Source organism: Stenotrophomonas sp. Nf1, assembly GCF_003028475.1.
Taxonomy (GTDB): domain Bacteria; phylum Pseudomonadota; class Gammaproteobacteria; order Xanthomonadales; family Xanthomonadaceae; genus Stenotrophomonas.
This window is the reverse complement of sequence record NZ_PYTV01000004.1, coordinates 133,367-157,563: the sequence shown is the minus strand read 5'-3', so window position 1 is coordinate 157,563 and position 24,197 is coordinate 133,367. Positions and strand designations below refer to the sequence as shown.

General features: G+C 69.7%; 18 protein-coding genes. 12 read left to right on the top strand and 6 right to left on the bottom strand.

Annotation, left to right across the window (positions count from 1 at the left end; all coding sequences use genetic code 11):
* The first annotated feature begins 16 nt into the window (after nucleotides 1-16).
* The 5 genes from C9412_RS09395 to C9412_RS09375 are packed head-to-tail and all read left to right on the top strand — an operon-like array spanning nucleotide 17 to nucleotide 6,992.
* Nucleotides 17-1,000, top strand: a complete 984-nt coding sequence (locus C9412_RS09395; RefSeq protein WP_107231377.1) for a MoxR family ATPase — start codon at nucleotides 17-19, stop codon at nucleotides 998-1,000.
* 7 nt (nucleotides 1,001-1,007) lie between these two features.
* Nucleotides 1,008-1,904 (top strand): DUF58 domain-containing protein, encoded by an 897-nt coding sequence (locus C9412_RS09390; protein WP_107231376.1) that lies wholly within the window; start codon nucleotides 1,008-1,010, stop codon nucleotides 1,902-1,904.
* Nucleotides 1,901-3,022, top strand: coding sequence for a BatA domain-containing protein (locus C9412_RS09385; protein WP_107231375.1), 1,122 nt, complete (start codon nucleotides 1,901-1,903; stop codon nucleotides 3,020-3,022). The genes C9412_RS09390 and C9412_RS09385 overlap by 4 nt, the downstream gene beginning before the upstream one ends.
* Nucleotides 3,019-5,187 carry a hypothetical protein gene (locus C9412_RS09380; protein WP_107231374.1) on the top strand — a complete coding sequence of 723 codons (2,169 nt, stop codon included), beginning with the start codon at nucleotides 3,019-3,021 and terminating at the stop codon, nucleotides 5,185-5,187. The genes C9412_RS09385 and C9412_RS09380 overlap by 4 nt, the downstream gene beginning before the upstream one ends.
* On the top strand, nucleotides 5,184-6,992 hold the full coding sequence (locus C9412_RS09375) for a hypothetical protein (protein WP_107231373.1): 1,809 nt from the start codon (nucleotides 5,184-5,186) through the stop codon (nucleotides 6,990-6,992). The genes C9412_RS09380 and C9412_RS09375 overlap by 4 nt, the downstream gene beginning before the upstream one ends.
* 84 nt (nucleotides 6,993-7,076) lie before the next feature.
* Here the strand turns inward: C9412_RS09375 and C9412_RS09370 are convergent, their stop codons facing one another.
* Both C9412_RS09370 and C9412_RS09365 read right to left on the bottom strand, forming a co-directional pair.
* Nucleotides 7,077-7,745, bottom strand: a complete 669-nt coding sequence (locus C9412_RS09370; protein WP_107231372.1) for a hypothetical protein — start codon at nucleotides 7,743-7,745, stop codon at nucleotides 7,077-7,079.
* Between the two features lie 39 nt (nucleotides 7,746-7,784).
* Nucleotides 7,785-8,303, bottom strand: coding sequence for a hypothetical protein (locus C9412_RS09365; RefSeq protein ID WP_107231371.1), 519 nt, complete (start codon nucleotides 8,301-8,303; stop codon nucleotides 7,785-7,787).
* Nucleotides 8,304-8,586: 283 nt separating this feature from the next.
* Here C9412_RS09365 and C9412_RS09360 point away from each other — a divergent pair, with 283 nt between their 5' ends.
* From C9412_RS09360 to C9412_RS09345, 4 genes are all read left to right on the top strand, one after another.
* Nucleotides 8,587-9,750, top strand: coding sequence for an intracellular growth attenuator family protein (locus tag C9412_RS09360; RefSeq protein ID WP_146160168.1), 1,164 nt, complete (start codon nucleotides 8,587-8,589; stop codon nucleotides 9,748-9,750).
* 93 nt (nucleotides 9,751-9,843) lie between these two features.
* Complete coding sequence (locus C9412_RS09355) at nucleotides 9,844-12,333, top strand: DEAD/DEAH box helicase (protein ID WP_107231369.1); 2,490 nt, start codon at nucleotides 9,844-9,846, stop codon at nucleotides 12,331-12,333.
* Complete coding sequence (locus C9412_RS09350; protein ID WP_107231368.1) at nucleotides 12,330-13,370, top strand: ribonuclease H-like domain-containing protein; 1,041 nt, start codon at nucleotides 12,330-12,332, stop codon at nucleotides 13,368-13,370. The genes C9412_RS09355 and C9412_RS09350 overlap by 4 nt, the downstream gene beginning before the upstream one ends.
* A gap of 49 nt (nucleotides 13,371-13,419) precedes the next feature.
* Entirely contained in the window at nucleotides 13,420-13,734 is a 315-nt protein-coding gene (locus C9412_RS09345) for an I78 family peptidase inhibitor (RefSeq protein WP_107231367.1), read from the top strand.
* Between the two features lie 71 nt (nucleotides 13,735-13,805).
* On the opposite strand, the gene C9412_RS09340 is transcribed toward C9412_RS09345, so the two are convergent.
* From C9412_RS09340 to C9412_RS09330, 3 genes are all read right to left on the bottom strand, one after another.
* The gene (locus C9412_RS09340; RefSeq protein WP_107231366.1) at nucleotides 13,806-15,803 is read right to left on the bottom strand and encodes a M56 family metallopeptidase; all 1,998 of its coding nucleotides are present in this window, start codon (nucleotides 15,801-15,803) and stop codon (nucleotides 13,806-13,808) included.
* Nucleotides 15,804-15,806: 3 nt separating this feature from the next.
* On the bottom strand, nucleotides 15,807-16,193 hold the full coding sequence (locus C9412_RS09335) for a BlaI/MecI/CopY family transcriptional regulator (protein WP_019661969.1): 387 nt from the start codon (nucleotides 16,191-16,193) through the stop codon (nucleotides 15,807-15,809).
* Between the two features lie 162 nt (nucleotides 16,194-16,355).
* A complete protein-coding gene (locus tag C9412_RS09330; protein ID WP_107231365.1) occupies nucleotides 16,356-17,462 on the bottom strand; it encodes an SDR family oxidoreductase in 1,107 nt (368 codons plus the stop codon).
* A 194-nt stretch (nucleotides 17,463-17,656) separates the two neighbouring features.
* On the opposite strand from C9412_RS09330, the gene C9412_RS09325 reads away from it, so the two are divergent.
* Nucleotides 17,657-17,965 carry a hypothetical protein gene (locus C9412_RS09325; protein WP_057498391.1) on the top strand — a complete coding sequence of 103 codons (309 nt, stop codon included), beginning with the start codon at nucleotides 17,657-17,659 and terminating at the stop codon, nucleotides 17,963-17,965.
* A 22-nt stretch (nucleotides 17,966-17,987) separates the two neighbouring features.
* Here the strand turns inward: C9412_RS09325 and C9412_RS09320 are convergent, their stop codons facing one another.
* Nucleotides 17,988-19,046 carry a DNA topoisomerase IB gene (locus C9412_RS09320; protein ID WP_107231364.1) on the bottom strand — a complete coding sequence of 353 codons (1,059 nt, stop codon included), beginning with the start codon at nucleotides 19,044-19,046 and terminating at the stop codon, nucleotides 17,988-17,990.
* Between the two features lie 112 nt (nucleotides 19,047-19,158).
* On the opposite strand from C9412_RS09320, the gene C9412_RS09315 reads away from it, so the two are divergent.
* Entirely contained in the window at nucleotides 19,159-19,548 is a 390-nt protein-coding gene (locus tag C9412_RS09315; RefSeq protein WP_107231363.1) for an I78 family peptidase inhibitor, read from the top strand.
* Nucleotides 19,549-19,723: 175 nt separating this feature from the next.
* Nucleotides 19,724-24,178, top strand: a complete 4,455-nt coding sequence (gene gltB, locus C9412_RS09310; protein WP_107231362.1) for a glutamate synthase large subunit — start codon at nucleotides 19,724-19,726, stop codon at nucleotides 24,176-24,178.
* Nucleotides 24,179-24,197 lie beyond the last annotated feature (19 nt).

The window sequence follows — 24,197 nt, the reverse complement described above, 5'->3', positions numbered from 1 at the left end:
TAGGACCTGCACGCCCATGACCGCCCCCGACCTCGATTCCCTGCTGCCGCGCCTGCACGATCTGCGCGCTGCGCTCGCACGTGCCGTGGTGGGCCAGAACACCGTGGTCGAGCAGCTGCTGATCGGCCTGCTGGCCGGCGGCCACTGCCTGCTGGAAGGTGCGCCGGGCCTGGGCAAGACCCTGCTGGTGCGCTCGCTTGGCCAGGCACTGGAACTGCAGTTCCGGCGCGTGCAGTTCACCCCCGACCTGATGCCCAGCGACATCCTCGGCACCGAACTGCTGGAAGAAGACCACGGCACCGGTCATCGCCATTTCCGCTTCCAGCAGGGCCCGATCTTCACCAATCTGCTGCTGGCCGACGAACTCAACCGCACGCCGCCCAAGACCCAGGCGGCGCTGCTGGAGGCGATGCAGGAACGCACGGTCAGCTACGCCGGCACCACCTATGCGCTGCCGGCGCCGTTCTTCGTGCTGGCCACGCAGAACCCGATCGAGCAGGCCGGCACCTACCCGCTGCCGGAAGCGCAGCTGGACCGTTTCCTGCTGCACGTGCTGGTGGATTACCCCAGCGAGGACGAAGAGCGGCAGATCCTGGAACAGACCACCGGCGGTGCCACCGACGCGGTACCGAAGGTGATGGATGCCGAGGCGGTGATCGCCTTGCAGGCGGCCGTGCGCCAGGTGCATGTCAGCCCCGATGTGCTGGCCTGGATCACCCGCCTGGTACGCGCCAGCCGCCCGGGCGACGGTGCACCTGCAGCAATCAACCAGTGGGTGAAGTGGGGCGCCGGCCCGCGTGCCGGGCAGTCGCTGGTACTGGCGGCGAAGGCACGTGCACTGCTGCAGGGCCGTTTCGCCGCCACCCGCGAGGATGTGCAGGCGCTGGCCGCACCGGTGATGCGTCATCGCCTGCTGTTGTCGTTCGCCGCCGAGGCCGAGCAGAAGCGTGCCGACGACGTGGTCGCCGCCCTGCTGCAGGCCGTGCCGTTCCCGGGTTGATCCACGCGTGAACGCAGGTGCCCCGCTGACGTTGCCACCGGAACTGCGCGCGCGCCTGCGCCTGCTGCGGTTGCGGCCACGCCTGGCCAGCGGTGCCAGTGGCATCGGCCAGCACGCCAGCCGCAGCCGTGGTGCCGGCCTCGAATTCGCCCAGTACCGCGCCTATGAGCCCGGCGACGAACTGCGCCAGATCGACTGGAAGCTGTATGCGCGCTCGGACCGCTTCTTCGTGCGCGAATCCGAACGCGAAAGCCCGATCACGGTCTGGCTTCTGCTCGATGCCACCGCCTCGGCCGGCCAGGTTGATCGCGCGGCACCACAGCGCACACGACTGGACCATATGCGTGGCGTGGCGGCGTGCCTGGTCGAGCTGGCCCTGCAACAGGGTGATCGCTTCGGCCTGTTGGCGATCAATGGCGACGGCCTGCAGCTGGTGCCGGCCGCGAGCGGTGCGCGCCAGCGCGACCGTGTGTATCTGCAATTACAGGCGCTGCAGGCACGTGGCGGCTGGCCGCAGAGCGAGCGACTGCGCCCGCTGTGGGAGCGCGTGCGCCCGGGCGACCTGCTGCTGGCCATCGGCGATGGCTTCGACGAGGCCGGCATCGTGCTGCTGGAACAACTGGCCAGTGCCCGCCGCGAAGTGGCACTGCTGCAGATCCTCACCGCCGACGAACGCGATTTCCCATTCGACGCCGGCCACCGCTTCCGCGACCCGGAGACCGGTGAGGAGCTGCTGGGCGATGGCGCAGCGATCCGCGCCGATTATCTGCAACGGTTCGCCGGTGCGCGCAGCGCGCTGCAGGCGCGCCTGCAGGCCAGTGGCATCGCCAGCGCCACCGGCTGGCTCGACCAGCCGTTGGACCAGCCCCTGCAGGCCCTGTTCGGCCGCGGAGGCGGCGCATGAACCTGCTGTTTCCACTGGGGCTGGCGGCACTTGCCGCCTGGTTGCTGCCGCTGCTGATCCATCTCGCCCGTCGCCATCCGTATACGCCGCTGGATTTCGCCGCACTGCGTTGGCTGCGCGCACAGATACGGCCGCGCCAGCGCATCCGCTTCGATGATTGGCCGTTGCTGCTGGTACGCATGGTGCTGCTGGCCGCGCTGGCGCTGCTGCTGGCACGGCCTGCGTTGACCGGCCCGGCGCCGGTCCCCGCTGCGTGGACGGTGGTGGCCCCGGGCCTGGATGCTACGGCACTGCGTGGAACGGGCGAGGATGGCAACTGGCACTGGCTGGCACCTGGCTTCCCCGCTGTCGATCAGGCGCCACCTGCATCATCCGCCTCCCTGCCCAGCCTGCTGCGCGAGGTGGACGCGCAGCTGCCCGCAGGAACGGTATTGACCGTGCACGTGCCCGATCCGCTGCCCGGCCTGGACGGTGCACGCCTGCAGCTGTCGCGCGATGTGCAGTGGAAACCGCACCCGCTTACGGTCACCACTGAGGCGGGTGCAGCACCGCCGCCGCGATTGCGCGTACCTGCCGATGCACCCGGTGCCGCCCGGCATTGGCTGGACGCGCTGCAGCGGGCCTGGGCCGTGCAGGCGCAACCGGCACCGTTGGCGGCCGGTGCCCTGCCCGAACCCGGCCAGATCGGCACCTGGAGCCGCAACGATGCGCTGCCACCGGCCTGGCAGGCGTGGCTGCGCGACGGTGGCACGGTACTGACCGCCGCCAAGCCCACCGCCGAGGCTGCGGTACTGCTGCGCAGCCCTGAAGGCACACCGCTGCTGTGGCAGCAGCGCATCGGCCAGGGCCGCCTGCTGTCATTGCCCGGTGACTGGGACATCGCCAGCAACCCTGCGCTGCGCGATCCCGGGCTGCCGCGTTCGCTGCTGCTGGCGCTGCAACCCCCGCCGCCACCGCGCCTGGGCGATCCGGCAGACCACACGCCGCAGCACGCGGCATTGCCTGCGGCAACACCTCCGCTGCGTGAACCCACCGCCTGGCTGGTGCTGCTGATCGTGCTGCTGTTCGCACTGGAACGCTGGATGGCCAGCAGCGCCCGCCGCAGGGTGCCTGCATGAGTACCCTGCAGCACGCCTGGCAGCGCGCACGACGACGACGCGCGCTCATCACCCTGCTGCTGGGCCTGCCCTGGGCATTGGCCGCCACGGTGCTGACCCTGCGCCTGGCCGGCTTCGACCTCGCCTGTGTGGTCGGCACGGTCGGCCTGCTTGCCTGCGCAGCGCTGGCCACGGCGCGCGCGCGCCGGCTGGACCGGCAGTGGCTGCAACGCCAGCTCGATGGCAGCGGTGCCAGTGAGGACAGTGCCGATCTGCTGTTCGCCGACACCACCACGCTCAATCCACTGCAGCAGCGCCAGCGCACGCATGTGCTGGCGCTGCTGCAACGTGCAATGCCGGAGCTTCGCCCGCGCTGGCCGCGCACGGCGCTGGCCGTGTGCTGGATCGCAGGCCTGGCCATCTCGCTGCTGGCACTGGGTTGGCCACACCCGGGCAACGGCCCCGGCGCCGCTGCCTCGGTGGTACCAGGCAGCTCCGTGCCCGCCGGCCCGTTGCATCTGCAGTCGAGCCGCCTGCGCATCGACGCACCGGCCTATACCGGCCAGGCCACGCTCACCCAGAACGCGCTGGATGCCAAGGTGGCCGCCGACAGCCGCCTGTCCTGGTCGCTGCGCTTCGACCGTGCACCGAGCAGGGCGTGGTTGCAGTTCCACGATGGCCGACGCCTGCCGCTGAACGAGCAGGACGGCCAATGGCAGGCGCAGGACGTGGCACGCGCGCCGGTGCTCTATCGCGTGGTGAGCGAACCGGCACTGGCCGAAACCCGCCTGCATCGGCTGGACGTGGTGGCCGATCGCGCGCCCAGCGTGCGCGTGCTGGAACCGGCTGCCAGCCTGGTACTGGGCACGCCCGGGCAACGGCAATGGGCACTGCGCTTCGAGGCCAACGACGATTACGGCGTGGCCGCACAGGCGACCCTGTCGATCACCACCACCCAGGGCAGCGGCGAGAACATCACCTTCCTCAAGCGCAGTGTCCGCCTCACCGGCAGTGGCGAGCCGAGCGCACGACGCTTCGCGCATACCCTCGATCTGGCCGCGCTGGGTGCGCAGCCCGGCAACGATGTGATCGCCCAGCTGGAGGTGCGCGACAACCACGCACCGGTAGCGCAGGTGGGGCGCAGCAGCAGCGTCATCCTGCGCCTGCCCAGTGCCGAAGTGGCACTCGGCGCCGAGCTGGAAGGCCGCATCAAGAAGACGCTGCCGGCCTACTTCCGCAGCCAGCGCCAGATCATCATCGACGCCGAGGCGTTGATCCGCCAGCAGCGCAGCCTGGGCGCCGAGGACTTCGTCAAACGCAGCGACGCGATCGGTGTCGACCAGCGCATCCTGCGCCTGCGCTACGGCCAGTTCCTGGGCGAGGAAAGCGAGGGCGCGCCCAAGCCACCGCCGACCAGCGACTTGCCCACCAGCGACGCGCCTACCGCAGACCGCCATGACGACGATCACGATCACGACCATGGCGCAGACGCCGGCGCACACGACGAGCATGGCCACGATCATGGCGGCAGCGCCGGCAACGCTGATACGCCGCCGGTGTTCGGCAGCGCCACCGATGTGCTGTCCGAGTACGGCCACACCCACGACCACGCCGAGGCAGCCACCCTGCTCGACCCGCAGACCCGCGCCACACTGAAGGCGGCGCTGGACCAGATGTGGTCGGCCGAAGGCGAGCTGCGCCAGGGCCGCCCGCAGCAGGCACTGCCGTTCGCATACAAGGCGCTGGGCTTCATCAAGCAGGTGCAGCAGGCCGAACGCATCTACCTGGCGCGGGTCGGGCCGGAGCTGCCGCCGATCGATGAAAGCCGCCGGCTGGGCGGTGATCGCGCCGGGCTGGCCAGCCGCGAACTGCCGTTGGCCGCACGCACGCCGCCGGATCCGGCCATTGTTGAAGCCTGGCAGCGTCTCGGCGACGACGCCGGCGCCCCTGATCTGGATGCGCTGGCCGGCTGGCAGCAGCGCAACGCCGCCTACCTGCCCGACGCACTGGATCTGGCCGCCGCCATCGAACAGCTGCGCATCGAACCCGGCTGCGGCGACTGCCGTCAACGCCTGCGCGCGCAGCTGTGGCGCGCCCTGCAGCGACCGTTGCCACAGGTGATGCGGCGCAGCGCGGCCGATGCGATGGGGCAGCGCTATCTCGACGCGCTGGAGGCGCAGCCATGAACGCCTCCGGTTTGAACCTGTGGATCGCGCTGGCACTGGCCCTGGTCGTGGCCATCGCCAGCGTGCGCCAGTTGCGCGCACGCACGGCGCATCGTGGTCGCCCGTGGATCATTGTGGGATTGCAGGTCGTTGCTGCAGCGTTGCTGTACTTCTGTCTGCTGCCACCAAGCCATCAGCGGCCCGCGGCGGGCCTGGTGGTGCTCAGCGCCGGGGCCGACAACGCCGGCGCACTGCCGGCCAGCGACAGCCCGCTGCTGCTGTTGCCGGAGGCGGCCCCTGTGGCGGGCGGCCAGCGCGTGCCCGATCTGGCCACCGCGCTGCGCCAGCATCCGGCGTCCACGCTGACCCTGGTCGGTGGCGGCCTCAGCGCGCGCGATCGCGACGCGGTGCTGCCCGGCGACGTGCGCTGGCAACCAGCGCCCGCACCGCACGGCTGGATCGCGCTGCAGCCCCCGGCCGATGTCGCCCCGGGCGCGCGCTTCGAGGTACGGGCGCAGGCGCGCGGCGTGGCCAACGCCAAGGCCGAACTGCTGGACCCGGCCGACAGCGTGATTGATCGCGCGGATCTGACCGGTGACGGTGGTGTGCGGCTCAGTGGCGTCGCCCGCGCCGAAGGCCGCAGTGTGTTCCGCCTGCGCCTGCTCGATGCCAGCGGGCACGTGGTGGACACCGTGCCGGTGCCGCAACAGACGCTGCCAGCCGCACCGCTGCGCCTGCTGGTACGCGCCAGCGCGCCGGGGCCGGAGCTGAAGTACCTGCGCCGTTGGGCCGCCGATGCCGGCATCCGCGTGCAGGTGCAGGCCGATACCGGCGCCGGTCTCAGCGTCGGCGATGGCGCGGTGTCGCTTGATGCGGCCTCACTGGCCCGCGCTGACCTGCTGCTGTTGGACGAACGCAGCCTGGCGGCATTGAGTTCAGCCCAGCTGGCTGGCGTGCGCCAGGCGCTGCGCGATGGACTGGGCGTGCTGGTCCGCAGTGCCGGCGCACCGTCGCCCGGGGCGCGCCAACGCCTGCATGATCTGGGCCTGCCGCTGCGGGGTGACGGCAGCAGCCGCGCCGTTGAACTTGCAGGCGACGGCGAAAGCGCGATGCTGGCCGCACGGCGTGGCCCGCTGGCCGCCGGCACGCTGCCCACCCGCGACGGCGAGGACGCCGACCGCAGCTCGCACAGTGCCCCCCTGCCCGCGCTGGAAGCACTGGCGCTGCAGGCCCCGGGCAGCAACCCTCTGCTGCTGGACCGTGGCGGCAACACCGTCGGCGGCTGGCGCGCGGTCGGCAAGGGCCGCATCGGCCTGCTGCCACTGACCGACAGCTGGCGCTGGGTGCTGGCCGGTCGCGATGACCGCCACGGCGAACTGTGGAGCGGCGTGGTCGCCACGCTGGCACGTGCGCAGACCGGCGGTGATGCGCTGTGGTCACCGCAGTCGATCGCCTGGGCAGGTGAGCGGCAGGCACTGTGTGGGGTGCAGGCGCCGTTGCAGGTCTTCAACCCGCGTGGTGACAGCGTGCCGCTGATCGTCGATGGTGCGACATCGGCCCTGCGCTGCGCCGGCTGGTGGCCACGCGAAGCGGGCTGGCAGCGCCTGCGCTACGGCGACAGCACGGTCTGGCGTTATGTGTTCGACCCGAAGCAGGCGCCAGCGCTGCATCGGCAGGCGATGATCGATGCGACCACGCAGGCGCTGGCGTCGCACACCTCGGCCGACACCTCGGTCATGCAGCCGGTGACCGGCTCACGCTGGCCCTGGTGGCTGGCCTTCGTGCTGTGTGCCGCGTTGTTGTGGTGGCGGGAGCGGCGGCGGTAATTCCGGGGTCGGATCCCTTTCGCCCGCGAAAGGGCTCTGACCCCGCAGGTAGGACCGCAGACAACATCCACGCATGGCGTGGTTCTACTTGTTCCGCCGGTACACGCCATTGAAGCGCACGTTCATGCCACCGCACTCGCTGTTGTCGGCCACGATCAGCACCTCGCCCAGCGAGTGCACGCGCACCCTGCAGGTGTCCTCGGCAAATTCCACATCGGCGCCACGCGGCGTCGCACGCGCTTCCACCTGGCCGATGTTCGGCCCATACGGGCGCTGCTCCGGGGTAGGGTTGGCGGACGGCCAGTAGGCATCGCCTTCCACATGCAGCTGCCCACCCTGCACCGAGATGCGCAGACCGTTGTCGCCGTTCTTCCAGTTGCCCGCCCAGTCCGGCAGCGACGGCACCACCGCAGGCAACGGCTGCAGCTTGCTGCGGTCCACCCAGCCCGCACTGCCGCCGACCTTGTTCGGGAAGAACGCGCAACGGTAGCGGCCCAGATCGCGCCCGGTCACCACCGTATCGCCGTTGACCACGTAGCTGCGCTGGCGGCAGGCCGGTTCGCCCTTGGCGGGGCAACCGTCCATGTCGCCAAGCAGGTACAGGCGCGGTGCATCGACCACCCGCGCCAGCGCGAACCGGCTTTGATCAGAGGGGAAGGCGCCGTTGCGGCAGCTGCCGTCATCGGCAATGTCCGAAGCGAAGGCGGAGGCCGGCAGCAACGCGGCCAGCAGGCAGAACGTACGCAGGTACATGGCAGTCACATCCATGGAGACGCCGGCAGGATAACCGGGCTATCGGGATGGCGGCGCCGCGCAACCCTCCTGCGCCTGACAGAACTGCAGCGCGCGGCGCTGTTGCTCGACACTCAGTTCCGGTGGCGGCCGTGCGATGGCCGACTGGATCTGGTCCGGCCCGCCGGTGAGCTTGTTCAAGCCCCGGCCCGCCGCCAGCACGCCCTTGACCACGCCCATCATGATGTAGCCACCGCCCAGGCTGACCTGTTCGGGCGACGGCGGCTCGCTCCAGTCGCGGCTGAAGCGGTTGTCGCCGAACTTCACCGGGTTCTTGAAGCGGTACAGGTCCAGCGGTTCGTCGTCGGGCTTGAGCGCACGCACTTCGCCGAGGGTGGTCACATTGTCCTGCGGCAGGGCGGTGGAGTCCGGTGCGGTGGGTGCGGCCGGCGCATCGGCAGGGGGAGCGGGCGCAGGATCGGGCGCCGCTGTCGGCGTGGCCTGCTGTGCCTGCGCGATGCCTGCCAGCAGCAGGCCGGCCAGGAGTGCTCCCTGCGTTCCACGTCGTGCCACAGCCATCCACCCTGTTGGTTGCGTCCAGCACTCAAGGATACGGATGCCGGCTTCAGATTTCGTTGTGGCCTGCGCCGGTGTTCAGCTTCTCTCGGCGCACCCTTCGTGGTGGCCCCGATCGCGATCTGCAACTACTTGCATTCCCCTTGCAGGCAGAAACACCCAGTCTGCGGACTGCCCTGCATCCGCTGCCGATGAACCCCATGCCGCTCCCCTCCCGTCGTCCACACCACGGCCGTTGCTGATGTCGCCGGCACTGGCACTGGTCCTGGTGTTTCTGCTGGCCCCGATGGTGCTGATCGCCTACGCCGAATGGGCGTCGCGGCGCAGGCGGGCCTTTGCCGAGCTGCGCCGGCAGCCACCTTGCCGTGTACTCAGCGACGACGAGAACGCGGCCCTGGCCGTGGTGCGCGCGCTGACCGGCTACGCCCACGACCAGCAGGTCCGCGTGGTATCCGGGGCATTTGGCAATGCCTCGCTGTTCGGTGCGCGCGCGATCAATCATGCCGACCTGGGAGAGATCGCGGTCCTGCTGCCCTTCGATGCCTGGCGCCACATCACCACCGACAATCACGCCGAGGTGGTACTGGCCGATGGCATGGCCCTGGTCGTGCGCCTGAACGGCTTCCATATCGTCGGCGCACAGCGGCGTGCCGATCGCACCACTGCAATCGAAGAGGCTCCTTTCGAACCCCTGCTCCTGCGGCCCCGGCGACATCGGGTGCATTCGCTGGCACCCAGTGAAGTCCTTGGCATGCGAATGGAGAGTACTGCGGAAGTCCGTCTTCGCCGCCATCGGCCCACGCGCTGGACGGGACTGCTGGTGGCATTGCTGGCCCTTGGTGCTGCGGCCGGCCTGCATGACGACTCGCCGTTCTGGCTGCAACTGCTGCTGTGCAGTCCGCTGCTTGCGATCGCCACGCTTGCGCTCTGGCTGGCGCGGCCGCGACGGCGCGGGCCAGCGGCGCCGCAGCGTGTCCTGCAGCTCCGCGGCAGGCTCGCCGACTTCGAGCTGCACCCACAGCATCCGCCGTTGTGGCTGATCGGCAGTGACCGCCGCATTGAACTGCCGGCGGAGTGGCTGGGCAGCGGACACTTCGTCAGCGGCAGACGCATACGGCTGGACGTGCGCGAGAGCGACGGCGTCGTACTGGGCGCTGGACCGCATTGGTCCCGCGTGGAGGACCACCACCACCATCCGCCCAGCGGTGCGCTGTGGCCACTGGCCTGGCTGGGGATGATGCTGGTGGTGCTGTTGTTCGGCTGGACAAGCTCGGACCTGATCGGCGATGCGGGCGCCGCGCGTGCGGACGCGTGGCGGCTGTGGTGGCTGCTGGCCCTGGCCATCACGCTGTGGCAGCCCATCCGCGTCGTGCGCAGGACACGGCATGCGCTGCGTCGGACCGCCCTCTACACCGCCGCACTGGCCGATCGGCCGCCGCCAGCGCACTGAACGGTTCACCCCGTCCCACGCCGGTGTCTCACATCCTGAGACGTGGATGTGGTGCCATGTGACCCCTCGCAAACCGTCCCGGCTCCACTTTCCATGGCCTACGAACTCGCCAAGCGCACCGCCGATGCGGAGCAGAAGCTCGCCACCCGCGACGGCCTGCCCGCCCGCGACGGTGCGCTGCTCAGTGCGCGCCTGCAGCGCCGCTACCAGGACCGCATCACCGGCAGCTTCGCCATTCCCGGCCGCGAAGGCCGCTACGCGCCGGTTCCCGACTCGGTGCCACCGGCACTGGCCGCCGCGCTGAAGGCGCGCGGCATCGAGCAGCTCTACAGCCACCAGGCGCAGGCCTGGGAGGCCAGCCAGCGCGGCGAGCATGTGGCCATCGTCACCCCCACCGCCAGCGGCAAGTCGCTGTGCTACACCCTGCCGGTGGTCAGTGCCGCAATGCAGGACAAGGCCAAGGCGCTGTACCTGTTTCCGACCAAGGCGCTGGCCCAGGACCAGGTGGCCGAACTGCTGGAACTCAACCGCGCCGGCGATCTGGGCGTAAAGGCCTTCACCTTCGACGGCGACACCCCCGGCGATGCGCGCCAGGCCATCCGACTGCATGGCGACATCGTGGTGTCCAACCCGGACATGCTGCACCAGGCCATCCTGCCGCACCACACCAAGTGGGCGCAGTTCTTCGAGAACCTGCGCTACATCGTCATCGACGAAGTGCATACCTACCGCGGTGTGTTCGGCAGTCACGTCACCAACGTGCTGCGCCGGCTCAAGCGCATCTGCGCGTTCTACGGCGTGCAACCGCAGTTCATCCTGTGCTCGGCCACCATCGGCAACCCGCAGGCACATGCCGAGGCGCTGATCGAGGCGCCGGTCACCGCCATCACCGAATCCGGCGCGCCCAGTGGGCCCAAGCAGGTGCTGCTGTGGAACCCGCCGGTGATCAACCCGGACCTGGGCCTGCGCGCGTCGGCACGTTCGCAGAGCAACCGCATCGCGCGCATCGCGATCAAATCCGGGCTGAAGACGCTGGTGTTCGCGCAGACGCGCCTGATGGTGGAGGTACTGACCAAGTACCTGAAGGACATCTTCGACCACGATCCGCGCAAGCCACCACGCATCCGCGCCTACCGCGGCGGCTACCTGCCCACCGAGCGACGCGAGACCGAACGTGCGATGCGTGCCGGCAACATCGACGGCATCGTCAGCACCTCGGCGCTGGAACTGGGCGTGGATATCGGCAGCCTGGACGTGGTGATCCTCAACGGCTATCCCGGCAGTGTGGCCGCCACCTGGCAGCGCTTCGGCCGCGCCGGCCGCCGCCAGCAGCCCGCGCTGGGCGTCATGGTGGCCAGCTCGCAGCCGCTGGACCAGTACGTGGTGCGCCATCCGGATTTCTTCGCCGAGGCCTCGCCCGAACACGCGCGCATTGCGCCGGACCAGCCACTGATCCTGTTCGACCACATCCGCTGCGCCGCGTTCGAGCTGCCGTTCCGGGTCGGCGATGGCTTCGGCCCGATCGATCCGGAAGTGTTCCTGGAAGCGCTGGCCGAGACCGAAGTGATCCACCGCGAGGGCGAACGCTGGGAATGGATCGCCGACAGCTACCCGGCCAACGCGGTCAGCCTGCGCGCGGTGGCCGATGGCAACTTCGTGGTGGTCGACCGCAGCGATGGCCGCCAGCAGATCATCGCCGAAGTGGATTACTCCGCCGCCGCGCTCACCCTGTACGAAGGCGCGATCCACATGGTGCAGTCCACCCCGTACCAGGTGGAGACGCTGGACTGGGACGGGCGCAAGGCCTACGTCACCCGCACCCACGTGGACTACTACACCGACAGCATCGACTTCACCAAGCTCAAGGTGCTGGACCGTTTCGACGGCGGCGTGGCCGGCCGTGGCGATTCGCACCATGGCGAAGTGCACGTGGTGCGCCGCGTGGCCGGCTACAAGAAGATCCGCTACTACACCCACGAGAACATCGGCTACGGCCCGGTGAACCTGCCCGACCAGGAACTGCACACCACCGCGGTGTGGTGGCAGTTGCCGCAGGCATTGCTGCTGCGCGCGTTCGCCAGCAAGCAGGATGCGCTGGATGGCTTCCTCGGCGCCGCCTACGCCTTGCACATCGTCGCCACCGTGGCGGTGATGGCCGATGCGCGCGACCTGCAGAAGTCGGTGGGCAACGGTGATGGCGCGTGGTTTGCGATCGCCGACCAGAGCGGTCGTGGCCAACTGCGTGGCAGCAATGGCGACCCCGGCGTGGTCGAGCTGCTGCAGGAATTCGTGCCCACCGTGTACCTGTACGACAACTTCCCCGGCGGCGTCGGCCTCAGCGAGCCGCTGTGGCAGCGCCAGGCCGAACTGGTGCAGCGCGCGCGCGAACTGGTGCAGCGCTGCGACTGCAAGGCCGGGTGCCCGGCCTGTGTCGGCCCGGTGCTGGCCGCGCAGGAAGAGGATGAAACCTCACCGCGCGCACTGGCGTTGCGCGTGCTGGACCTGTTCGACGCTGAAGCATGCCAGCACGTACCCGATGTGGTGATGACCACGCGCGACCCGATGGAGCTGCTGGCACCGTGAGCCTGAGCCTGGACAAGCTGCGCCTGCTGCGCAAGCAGGCCGGCGACCCGAAGGCGAGCACGCCGCCTGCGGTCGAGCCGCCGCCCGCAGCACCGGCCCCGGTGGCCGCCAACGATGCACGACAGCCACCGGCTGAGCGTTCGGTATTCGCCTGGGTCGAGCAGGAGATCCGCCACAAGCCGACCGGCGCTGCGGCTGCACCGTCGGCTCCCGCACCGCTGCGTCGGCCCGAGGTGGGCAGCCTGCATCGGCTGCTCGGCCTGCGCACTCGCGGTGGTACCGCCCCGGCACGCGCCAGCGCGCAGGATCGACAACTGCCCGGCGAAGAAATCGCACCGGGCCTGTTCCTGATCGAGTCGCTGCAGCCGCAGCCGATTCCGGCGCAGCCGCTGTCGCTGGATTTCGCCCGTCGCGAAGGCCAGCACGTGGCCGCGCGCGACCTGCTGTTCTTCGATACCGAAACCACCGGCCTGGCCGGTGGCACCGGCACCCGTGCCTTCATGATCGGCGCCGCCGACTGGCATGCCTGCGCGCAACGCGGCGAAGGCCTGCGCATCCGCCAGCTGCTGATGTCCACGATGGCCGCCGAGGACGCGATGCTGGCCACCTTCGCCAGCTGGCTGCAGCCGTCCACCGTGTTCTGCAGCTACAACGGCCGCAGCTACGATGCGCCACTGCTGAAGGCACGCTACCGGCTGGCCCGCCAGCCGGACCCGATCAGCGCACTGGACCATGTGGACCTGCTCTATCCCACCCGCCGCCGTTATCGCGGCAGCTGGGACAACTGCAAGCTGTCCACCATCGAACGCCAGCTGCTGCGCGTGGTGCGCGAGGACGACCTGCCGGGCTCCGAGGCGCCCGGCGCGTGGCTGCGTTTCCTGCGCGGCGGCGATGCGGTGAACCTGCGCCGTGTAGCCGACCACAATCACCAGGACGTAGTGACCCTGGCCCTGCTGCTGCAACGGTTGGTACGCGAGGAGCAGCGCGAGCGCGAGACGTTGGCGCTGGTCCAGCCCCAGGGCGTTGACACGACCTGACGGTGGCAGCGGTGACACTGCCGCCACCATCCATGCCTGGAGCCCGACGATGCGCCTCACTCCCCTGGTCCTGTTCGCCCTCCTGCCACTGGCCGCGTGCAGCCACGCCGGCAGCAGCGGCGCCCACGATTCCACCCCGCCGCCGGTGGCCGACGCTGCGCACGAATGCAAGCCGGAGACGCTCGAGGCCTTCACCGGCAAGACCGCCGACGAGGCCACCGTCAAGCAGCTGGTGAGCGCCAGCGGCGCGCGCAATGCGCGGGTGGTCAAGCCGGGCATGGCGGTCACCATGGACTTCCGCCAGGACCGGGTGACCGTGCAGGTGGACGCGCAGAACAGGATCGAGCGCGCCAGCTGCGGTTGATCGCCCCAGGGTCGTGCCGGCCGCTGGCCGGCACCCCTCGTTGCCGGCCAGCGGCCGGCGCTACCGCCGTTTCAGAGGCGTTCGGCCTTGCCGCTGGCCAGGGCGCGCGCGATCACCTGCTGCGCCTGCTGCGATGCCTGCGTATGCAGGCGTGCCTGGCGTTCGCCCAGCGCGGCCTGCTGGCTGCCCAGCGCCGCCTGGCGGCTGGACAGTTCGGCCTGCTGGCTGGCCAGCCGGCTCATGTCGCGGGTACGGGTGGACTGCGCGGCCTCGCTGCGGGCTTCCTGCATCGCACGACGCGCTTCGGCGGCGGCCTCGCGCGCGGCCTCGCGTGCAACGGCCGCATCGTTGGTCGCGCCGCGTGCCGCCTTTGCCGCTTCCGCCGCCGCTTCGCGATTGATGTCGTGCGCACTCATCGCACTGCGCGCAGCCTCAGCCGCGGCCATCGCCATCCGGCGCGCCTCCTCGCCCTGCATCCGGCCCATCTCGCCCAACTGCTTGCCGAGCTCGCTCTGCTGGCGCCCCAGCGCACTCTGCTGGCGGCCCAGTTCGCTCTGCTGGCGCCCCAGGTCCGCCGCACCGGCATAGGCGCGCTGCAACGACTGGATCAGCATCGGGTCGCGCACGATATAGCGCTTGTCACCCTGGCGGAACCACAGCGCCGGGCCCTTGCCGAGCTGTTTGCGTGCCAGCGTCACATCGTCGATGCCGCCGTTGGCGAAGGTCGAATCACCATCCACCAGCACGAACGCCTGCGACGGAGACTGGCCCAGATCCAGGCGGCCGTAGGTGGTGATGGACGACATGCGCGAGGTCGTGCGGCCAGCGTCCATGCCGGTGTCGACATCCACATCGGCATCGACATCGACCGCCACATCCGCGTCGTCAGGGCCCGACGTCGCCTCCGCATCGGTCGGCTCGGCGGGGGGCACCGGGGCAACCGGTGCAGCCGGTACCGCTGATGCAGGCGGTGCCGGCGGCGCTTCCGGGGCCTTCGGCGGCCGCGGCACAGCAACCTTCGGTGCGGCCGGCGGCGCAGGCGGTGCCGGCGGCACCGGCGCGGCCACCAGCCGCATCGGCGCCACGCCCACCACCACCACGGCGGCGGTCAACGCCATTGCCAGCAGGCGCGGGCAGGCCCTGCGCGGCTGCAGCGAAAGCAGGCGGCGCTTGAGGCTGGTGGCGCTCGGTGCGGCGCTGGCCACACCCAGATGCGGCTGCGGTGCCACGCCCAGCTGCAGCAGCAGGCGGCCATAGGCCTGGCGGCTGGCGCCGTGCTGGCCGACCACCGCCGCATCCACCGCTTCCTCGCGGGCCTGGGCGTATTCACGCACCGACAGGCGCAGCAGCGGGTGGAAGAAGAACAGGTGCTGGGCCAGTGCGGGCAGCAGGCCCCACTGCAGGTCACGACGCTGCAGGTGCTGCAGTTCGTGGGTCAGTGCCAGGTCCAGCGCGTCACCCTGCAGGGCGTTGTCGCCGGCCGGCAGCAGCAGCACCGGGCGGAACGGCCCGACCAGCTGCGGCGAGTCCACCTGCGTGCTCATCCACAGTCGCGGTGCCGGGCGCACGCCATGTGCATCGGAGGCCAACTGCAGCGCCTGCACCAGCGCCTCGTCCTGGCAGGGATAGGCCGTAGCGAGCAACGCGCGGCAGCGGCGCCACTCACCGAAGGTACGCAGCGCCATCAGCAGCACACCAGATACCCACAGCGCGGCCAGGGCAACTGCCCACCACGCCACCGCCGGCACGTCGGCAGCCGGCATCGGCATCGCGGCCAGCAGCTGCGCCGAGGCTTCCGGGGCCAGCGGATGCAGCGTCTCGGTCATCACTTCAGTCGTGGTCATCGCCACGGACTGCGGGGCCGGCAGCCAGGCCAGCTGCAACGGCTGGCTCCAGAACAGGCCCACAACTGCCTGCAGCGACACCAGCCACCACAGGCGGCAGCGCGTGGCCGCCGACAGCGACGGCAGCACGCGGCACAGGCCATACACCAGCGCCACCAGCAGCACGGTCTGCAGGCTGGTCCAGCCCAGCCGCTCCAACATCGGGATCAGCATCGTGGTGTCCATGGCTCAGCCCTCGTGGCGGCGCGATTGGAGTTGGGCAACCAGCGCTTCCAGTTCGGCCAGTTCGTTGTCGCTGACCTGCTGGCGCTGTGACAGGTAGGCCACGAACGGCGACACCGAGCCCTGCAGGGTGTTGTCGACGAACTGGGCCACGGCGCCCTGCAGCACGCTCTGCGGGCCACGGGTGGCCTGGTAGCGGTAGACACCGTCCTGCTGCCTGCGCTGAAGATACCCCTTCGCCCGCAGGCGCTCCATCATGGTCAGCACGGTGGAACGGGCCAGGCCCCGGGCCTCGCCGTAGCCACTGGCGACCTCGCCGACGCTGGCCGGCGCATGTTCATCGATGTACTGCAGCAGGGCCAGTTCCTGGTCCCCGATCGTCTTGCCACGCATGACACCACTCCCTTGACTACACGTGTCGCCACTGTCAGCGTGACGACAACTGTAGTCAACCCCCCGGAAGTCATGGGCCGACGAACGGTAGGGCAGTGAGCGGGGTCAGATCCCTTTCGCAGGCGAAAGGGATCTGACCCCATGCCTCAACGTTCCGATTCGCTAGCCGCGCGGGCCGCCCATCACCGGCAGGATCACCCCGCTGATGTAGCTGGCGCAGACCGGCGAGGCCAGGAACACGTAGGCCGGTGACAGCTCTTCCGGCTGCGCGGGCCGGCCCATGTCGCTGTCCTTGCCGAACCCGGCCACGTCCTGCGCCTGCTTGTCGGCGGGGTTCAACGGGGTCCACACCGGGCCCGGCGCCACGCAGTTGACCCGGATGCCACGCGGCAGCAGCTGGCTGGCCAGCGCCTTGGTGAACGCATGGATCGCGCCCTTGGTGGCCGAGTAGTCGATCAGCGCCTTGCTGCCGAACAGCCCGGTTTCCGAGCCGGTGTTGATGATGCTGGCGCCCTCGCCCAGATGCGGCAGCACCGCGCGCGCCATCTGGATGTAGCCGCCGATGTTGGTCTGCAACGTTTCCTGCAGGTGGGCGTCTTCCAGGTCTTCCAGGCGCTGGCAATGCAGCTGGAAGGCCGCGTTGTTGACCAGGATGTCGATGCCACCGAACACCTTGGCCACCTGCTTCACCGCCCGGTTGCAGAAGCGCGGATCGCGCACGTCGCCGGCAATCACCACGCAGCGGCCGCCTTCGCGCTCGACATGCTGGCGGGTGATGTCGGCATCCTCGGCTTCATCCAGGTGCAGCACGGCTACGTCCGCACCCTCGCGTGCGAACAGCACCGCCACCGCGCGGCCGATACCGGAATCGCCCCCGGTGATGATCGCGCGCAGGCCCTGCAGCTTGCCGCTTCCAGCGTAGTCCGGCGCGAGGAAGCGTGGCGCCAGCTCAAGTTCGTGTTCATGCCCAGGCTTGGTCAGCTGCTGGGCGGGCATGACCTCAGGTTGCCTGCGCGCACCGGCCTGGGTGGCGGTCTTCTTCGTTGCCTTCTTCGCGGCGCGCGCGTCCTTGGCCTTCTCCTGATCCTGCAGGCGCCGCTGCCGCGAAGCCACGCGTGCCGCGCGCGGGTCGCCGGCGGCGGCCTTGCGGGTTGCGGTTTTCACCACGCGTGGGCGATCGGTGTCGGCAACCGGCTTCGTCGCGGTGCTGCCTTTGCGCACCTTGGGCGAGGCTTTGCGACGGGCGGGAACCTTCTTGCTGGTGGCCATGCTGATCTCCTCGGGGGGAACAGGGTTGCCGGCCAGCGGCCGGCACTACCGGGGGCGGCGTGCGCCGCTCGTGCAGTGTCGCCACCCTCGTTGTCGGCGGCAGTGAGCGCACCGTGTCCACAGCGTGTACGGCATTCATTCCGCCACCACGCGCGCCGTCGCACCCTGCACGCAACCACACGAGGAACGCCCGAATGAAACATGCCATCGCCACCGCCGCCGTCTGCCTCGCCCTCGCCGCCTGCAGCAGCACGCCGATGGCACAGGTTCAACCCATCGACGGGGTCATTTCCGGCCAGTGCCACAGCGACAGGGTGCGCGGTGCGGTGGGCCTGGCTGCATCGGCTGCCACCGTTGAACGCGCGCGCGTGGACAGCGACAGTCTGCACGTGCAGGTACTGCGCCATGACGGCCCGCGCGTGCCGCCGGCCAGCGAAGGCGGCGACCGCCTGACCATCGAAAAGGGCCGTACCAACAACATCACGGCCATTTATTGCGGGTAAGCGCCGTCGAGCAAGCTCGACGCTACGTCGTGGCGCTGCGCTTGGCCAGCCGCCGCGCGCGCCGCAGCACCTTCAGCGTGGCCTGTTCCCACTGGCGCGGCCCGCGCAGGCCCGCCAGCTTCGCCAGTTCACCGCGCTCCCAGCCGGTGAATACACAGGGGTCGATGTAGGCCTTGCGGCACACCGCCGGGGTATTGCCCAGCAGCGCTGCCACCTCGCACACCACCGCGCGCTGCGCCTGGGCCAACGCGCGCTGGCTGGCCGGCTCCGGCAGCTCGGTGGCGGCCAACGCCTGCACCGCGGCCACGGTGCCGCCCCAGGTGCGGAAATCCTTGGCGGTGAAGTCCTCGCCCATCACCTCGCGCAGGTAATCGTTGACCGCACCGGAATCGACCGGCTGGATGACACCGTCGTCGTCGCGGTACTGGAACAGGGCCTGGCCAGGCAGCTGCTGCACGCCGCGCACCAGCCTGCCCAGCCGGCGGTCACCGACCGTCACTTCATGCAGCTGCCCGGATTTGCCGCGGAAGCGCATCCGCACGCGCCCGCCGCGCAGCAGGTCCAGGTGCCGGTTGCGCAGCGTGGTCAGGCCAAAGGACTTGTTTTCCCTGGCATAGGTTTCATTGCCTACCCGCACCAGGGTGTCGGCCAGCAGCGCGACCACCACCGCCAGCACTTTTTCGCGCGGGAAGCCGCTGCGTTTGAGATCGCGGCCGAGCCGGCGCCGCAGCCCGGGCAACGCTTCGCCAAAGGCGATCACCCGGTCGAACTTGCCGGCGTCGCGTTCTGCGGCCCAGTCAGCGTGGTAGCGATACTGCTTGCGCCCGCGCGCGTCGCGGCCGGTGGCCTGCAGATGGCCATTGGCCTGTGCGCAGATCCACACCGCAGTGTAGGCCGGTGGAATGGCCAACGCACGGATCCGCTGCAGGGTGGCGGCATCGCGCACGGCATGCCCGTCGGCATCGCGGTAGGCAAAACCCTTGCCGGCGCGGCGGCGGCTGAAGCCCGGTTGGGTGTCATCGACATAGCGCAGGCCGGCGGCGCGCGCGGCCTGTTGTTCGGGGGTGGGGGGCGTTGCCATGCCGGCCAGTGTCGCGGCTGCGGCGCAGTGATCCTGTCGATAACGCAAGACAAACACGTGAGGGTCGGTTCGCCGCTATGCTCGGGCTTTCACCAGCCCTTCCGGAGTCATGATGTCGTTTCCGATTCGCGCCCGTTCGCTCCCCGCCCTGTTGCTGCCGGCCGTGCTGGCCCTGACCGCCTGCCAGGCGCCGGCGCTGGATGAACAGGATTCGGCCACGGCCCATGCGCAGCAGGCCGCCGAGGCCGCCAAGGCCCCCGCCGACGAAGCGGGCAAGGCCACCGAGGCACCGCCGGTCGGCAGCTGCGACGCCAGCCAGGTGCAGAGCCTGGTCGGCCAGGCCTACACCGATGCGCTGGGCAAGCAGGCCCAGGAAGATGCCGGCGCCAGCCAGGTGCGCGTGCTCAAGCCCAATGACGTGGCCACGATGGAGTTCCTGGGCGACCGCCTGAACATCGAAGTGGACGCCAAGGACCAGGTCAGCGGCGTGCGCTGCGGCTGAGTTCGACCCCGCGCCGGCACAGGGTTGCCGGCGCTTTCCGTTGCACCTGCAACCGTGTATTGCGGCGTTGCAGCAACCTGTGATCTAGTCGAGGCATCCGGTGGCCTCACGATGCGCTCCAGGGATTGGGCGGGCTTGAGTGTCCCCGTTCAATTCTTCCCGCATCGAGGTAGAGATGGCCCCCCGCAACCGCCAAGGGCTTTACGACCCGCGCTCCGAGCGCGATGCCTGTGGATTCGGCATGGTCGCCCAGCTCGACGATCAACCCTCACGCCTGTTGGTTGATACCGCCATTGCCGCGCTTTCGCGCATGACCCACCGTGGTGGCGTGGCCGCCGATGGCCTGACCGGCGATGGCTGCGGCCTGCTGCTGCGTCGCCCCGATGCGTTCCTGAAACTGCTGGCCAGCGAGGCCGGCATCACCATCACCGCACGCTTCGCCGCCGGCCTGGTGTTCCTGCCGCACGATGCCGACGCTGCGCAGGCCTGCCGTGCGCAGCTGCAGGCACAGGTGGAAGCGGTGGGCTGCAAGGTCGCCGGCTGGCGCGAGGTGCCCACCGACGACAGCGTCTGCGGCCAGCTGGCACGCGACACGCTGCCACGCATCGAACAGGTGTTCGTCGATGCCGGTATCGGCCAGGACGACGCCGGCTTCGCGCTGGCCCTGTTCCTGGCCCGCCGCCGCAGCGAACAGGAGCTGCGCGAGCACGCCGATTTCTACGTCACCACCCTCACCCCGGATGCGATCAGCTACAAGGGCATGGTGCTGCCGGACAAGCTCAGCCGCTTCTTCCCGGATCTGCAGCGCCGCGAACTGGCCTCCAGCGCGATCGTGTTCCACCAGCGTTTTTCCACCAACACGCTGCCGCGCTGGCCGCTGGCGCACCCGTTCCGCATGCTCGCCCACAACGGCGAGATCAACACCATCGAGGGCAACCGGCGCTGGGCGCAGGCGCGCAGCAAGGTGTGGAAGACGCCGCGCTTTGACATCGCCGAGTTCGACCCGGTGATCTCCATGCACGGTTCGGACTCGCAGAGCCTGGACAACATGCTGGAGCTGATGGTCGCCGGTGGCATGGAACTGATCCAGGCGCTGCGCATCCTGGTGCCGCCGGCCACCCAGTCGCTGGAGTTCAAGGATCCGGACCTGGCCGCGTTCTACGAATTCCATGGCCTCAACAGCGAACCGTGGGACGGCCCGGCCGGCATCGTCGCCTGCGACAGCCGCTACGCCGTGTGTACCCTGGACCGTAACGGCCTGCGCCCGGCGCGCTGGATGCTGACCGCCGACCGCCACTTCCTGGTCGCCTCCGAAGCGGGCGTGTGGGAAGTGCCGACCGAACGCGTTGTGCGCAAGGGCAAGCTCGGCCCGGGCGAGATGGTGGCCATCGACCTCAAGCGCGGCGACCTGCTCGATTCGGACGCGGTGGATCGCATCAACCGTGGCCGCGCGCCGTACAAGCAGTGGCTGCAGCAGGGCGTGACCTACCTGCAGACCGAACTGATCGATCCCTCGCTGGTGGAAGAACCCTTCGACGAAGGCACCCTGCGCAGCTACCACAAGCTCTACCAGCTCAGCAGCGAAGAGGTGGAGCAGGTGCTGCGGCCGCTGGCCGAGACCGAGCAGGAGGCCACCGGCTCGATGGGCGATGACACGCCGATGGCCGTCCTCAGCCAGCGCAGCCGCCCGCTCTACGACTATTTCCGCCAGGCCTTCGCGCAGGTCACCAACCCGCCGATCGACCCGCTGCGCGAAGACTGCGCGATGTCCCTGTCCACCCAGCTCGGCAAGGAGACCAACATCTTCCATGCCGGCCCGGAGACGGTGAACCACGTCATCCTCAACTCGCCGGTGCTGAGCCAGCGCAAGCTGCGCCAGCTGCTGAAGATGGACCAGTACGTGCAGGCCAACCGCCTGCTCGACCTGTCCTACAGCGAAGACGAAGGCCTGCGTGCCGGCATCGAGCGCATCTGCGCCGAAGCCGAACAGGCCGCACGCGATGGCATGGTGATGCTGCTGCTGTCCGACCGCTACCCGGTGGCCGGGCGGCCGATGGTGCATGCGCTGCTGGCCACCAGCGCCATCCATCACCACCTCTCGCGGCTGGGCCTGCGCTGCGACGTCAACCTGATCGTCGAGACCGGCACCGCGCGCGACCCGCACCACATGGCCTGCCTGCTCGGCTTCGGTGCCACGGCGGTGTATCCGTACCTGGCCTACCAGACCCTGTTCGATCTGGGCCGCCGCGGCATCCTCAAGCTCAGCAAGGGCGGCGAGCAGTCGCAGATCGGCCGCCGCTACCGCAAGGGCGTCTACAAGGGCCTGTCGAAGATCATCTCGAAGATGGGCATCTGCACCGTGGCCAGCTACCGCGGCGCGCAGCTGTTCGAGATCATCGGCCTGGAACCGGAAGTGGTGGACCTGTGCTTCCCGGATACCGCCTCGCGCATCGGCGGCGCCGGTTTTGCGCGCCTGGATGCCGACGCGCGTGAGCTGTGCGCGCAGGCCTGGGACGCGCAGCAGGACGTGGATGTCGGCGGCCTGCTGAAGTACGTGCACGGCGGCGAGTACCACATGTACAACCCGGACGTGGTGACCACCCTGCAGCGCGCGGCGCGCAGCGGTGACCCGCGTGCGTGGCAGCAGTACTGCGATGCCGTGCATGCGCGTCCTCCGTCGGCGCTGCGCGACCTGCTGGAACTGGTGCCGGCGGCCACGCCCACGCCACTGGATGAAGTGGCCCCGGCCAGCGCACTGTTCCCGCGCTTCGATACCGCGGCGATCAGCCTCGGCGCCCTCTCGCCCGAGGCGCACGAAGCACTGGCCATTGCCATGAACCGCCTCGGCGGCCGCAGCAATTCCGGCGAAGGGGGCGAAGACCCGGCGCGCTACGGCACGCAGCGGCGCAGCAAGATCAAGCAGGTGGCCTCCGGCCGCTTCGGCGTCACCGCCGAATACCTGGTCAACGCCGAAGTGCTGCAGATCAAGGTCGCCCAGGGTGCCAAGCCCGGCGAGGGCGGCCAGTTGCCGGGCCACAAGGTCAATGAACTGATCGCACGCCTGCGCTATGCCAAGCCGGGCATCGGCCTGATCTCGCCGCCGCCGCACCACGACATCTATTCCATCGAAGACCTGGCCCAGCTGATCTACGACCTCAAGCAGGTCAACCCGACCGCGCTGGTGTCGGTGAAGCTGGTCAGCCATGCCGGCGTGGGTACGATCGCCGCCGGCGTGGTCAAGGCCGGTGCCGACCTGATCACCATCTCCGGCCATGACGGCGGTACCGGTGCCTCGCCGGTCAGTTCGATCCGCTATGCCGGTGTGCCGTGGGAACTGGGCGTGGCCGAAGCGCACCAGGCGCTGCTGGCCAACGACCTGCGCGGGCGCACCCTGCTGCAGACCGATGGCGGCCTGAAGACCGGGCTGGACGTGGTCAAGGCCGCACTGCTGGGTGCGGACAGCTTCGGCTTCGGCACCGCGCCGATGATCGTGCTGGGCTGCAAGTACCTGCGCATCTGCCATCTGAACAACTGCGCCACCGGCGTGGCTACCCAGGACGAACGCCTGCGCGAGAACCACTTCACCGGCCAGCCCGAGCGCGTGGAGAACTTCTTCCGCCTGCTGGCCGAGGAAGTGCGTGGCTGGCTGTCCTACCTGGGCGCGCGTTCGCTGGAAGAGATCGTCGGCCGTACCGACCTGCTGCGGCAGATCGAGGCGGCGCCGCGTGAGGGCGTGCGCGTGGACCTGTCGCGCCTGCTGGCCGACAGCCGCTACGAGGGCAGCCACTGCGCCGCGCAGCGCCTGTACGAATCACCGGACAGCCTGGCCACGCAGATGGATGGCCTGCTGGCCCCGGCCATCGAACACAAGCGCGGCGGCGAGCATCGCTTCCTGATCCACAACACCGACCGCAGCATCGGCACCCGCCTGGCGGGCGCGGTGGCACGCGTGCACGGCAACCAGGGCATGGCCGAATCGCCGCTGGAACTGCGCTTCCGCGGCAGTGCCGGGCAGAGCTTCGGTGCGTTCAACGTCGGCGGCCTGCATCTGGAAGTGGAAGGCGAAGCCAACGACTACGTGGGCAAGGGCATGGCCGGCGGCCGCCTGGTGGTGCGCCCACCGCGCGGCGCCCGCTTCGAGGCACGCAGCACCGCGATCATCGGCAACACCTGCCTGTATGGCGCCACCGGTGGCGAGCTGTTCGCCGCGGGCCGCGCCGGCGAGCGCTTCGCGGTACGCAATTCCGGTGCGCTGGCGGTGGTGGAAGGGGCCGGTGATCACTGCTGCGAATACATGACCGACGGCGTGGTGCTGGTGCTGGGCAAGGTCGGCCTGAACTTCGGTGCCGGTTTCACCGGCGGCCTGGCCTACGTACTGGACGTCGACCGCGATTTCGTCGACCGCTACAACCACGAACTGATCGACATCCATCGCGTCTCCGCCGAGGGCTTCGAGAACTATCGCCAGCACCTGCACCGCCTGATCGGCCGCCACCGCGAGCTGACCGGCAGCATCTGGGCGCAGCAGATCCTGGACGAATTCCGCGATTACATCGGCAAGTTCTGGCTGGTCAAACCCAAGGCCGCCAGCATCGAGTCGCTGACCGAAACCCTGCGCCGCGCCGCGTGACACGGCGGGGCGCCCGCAA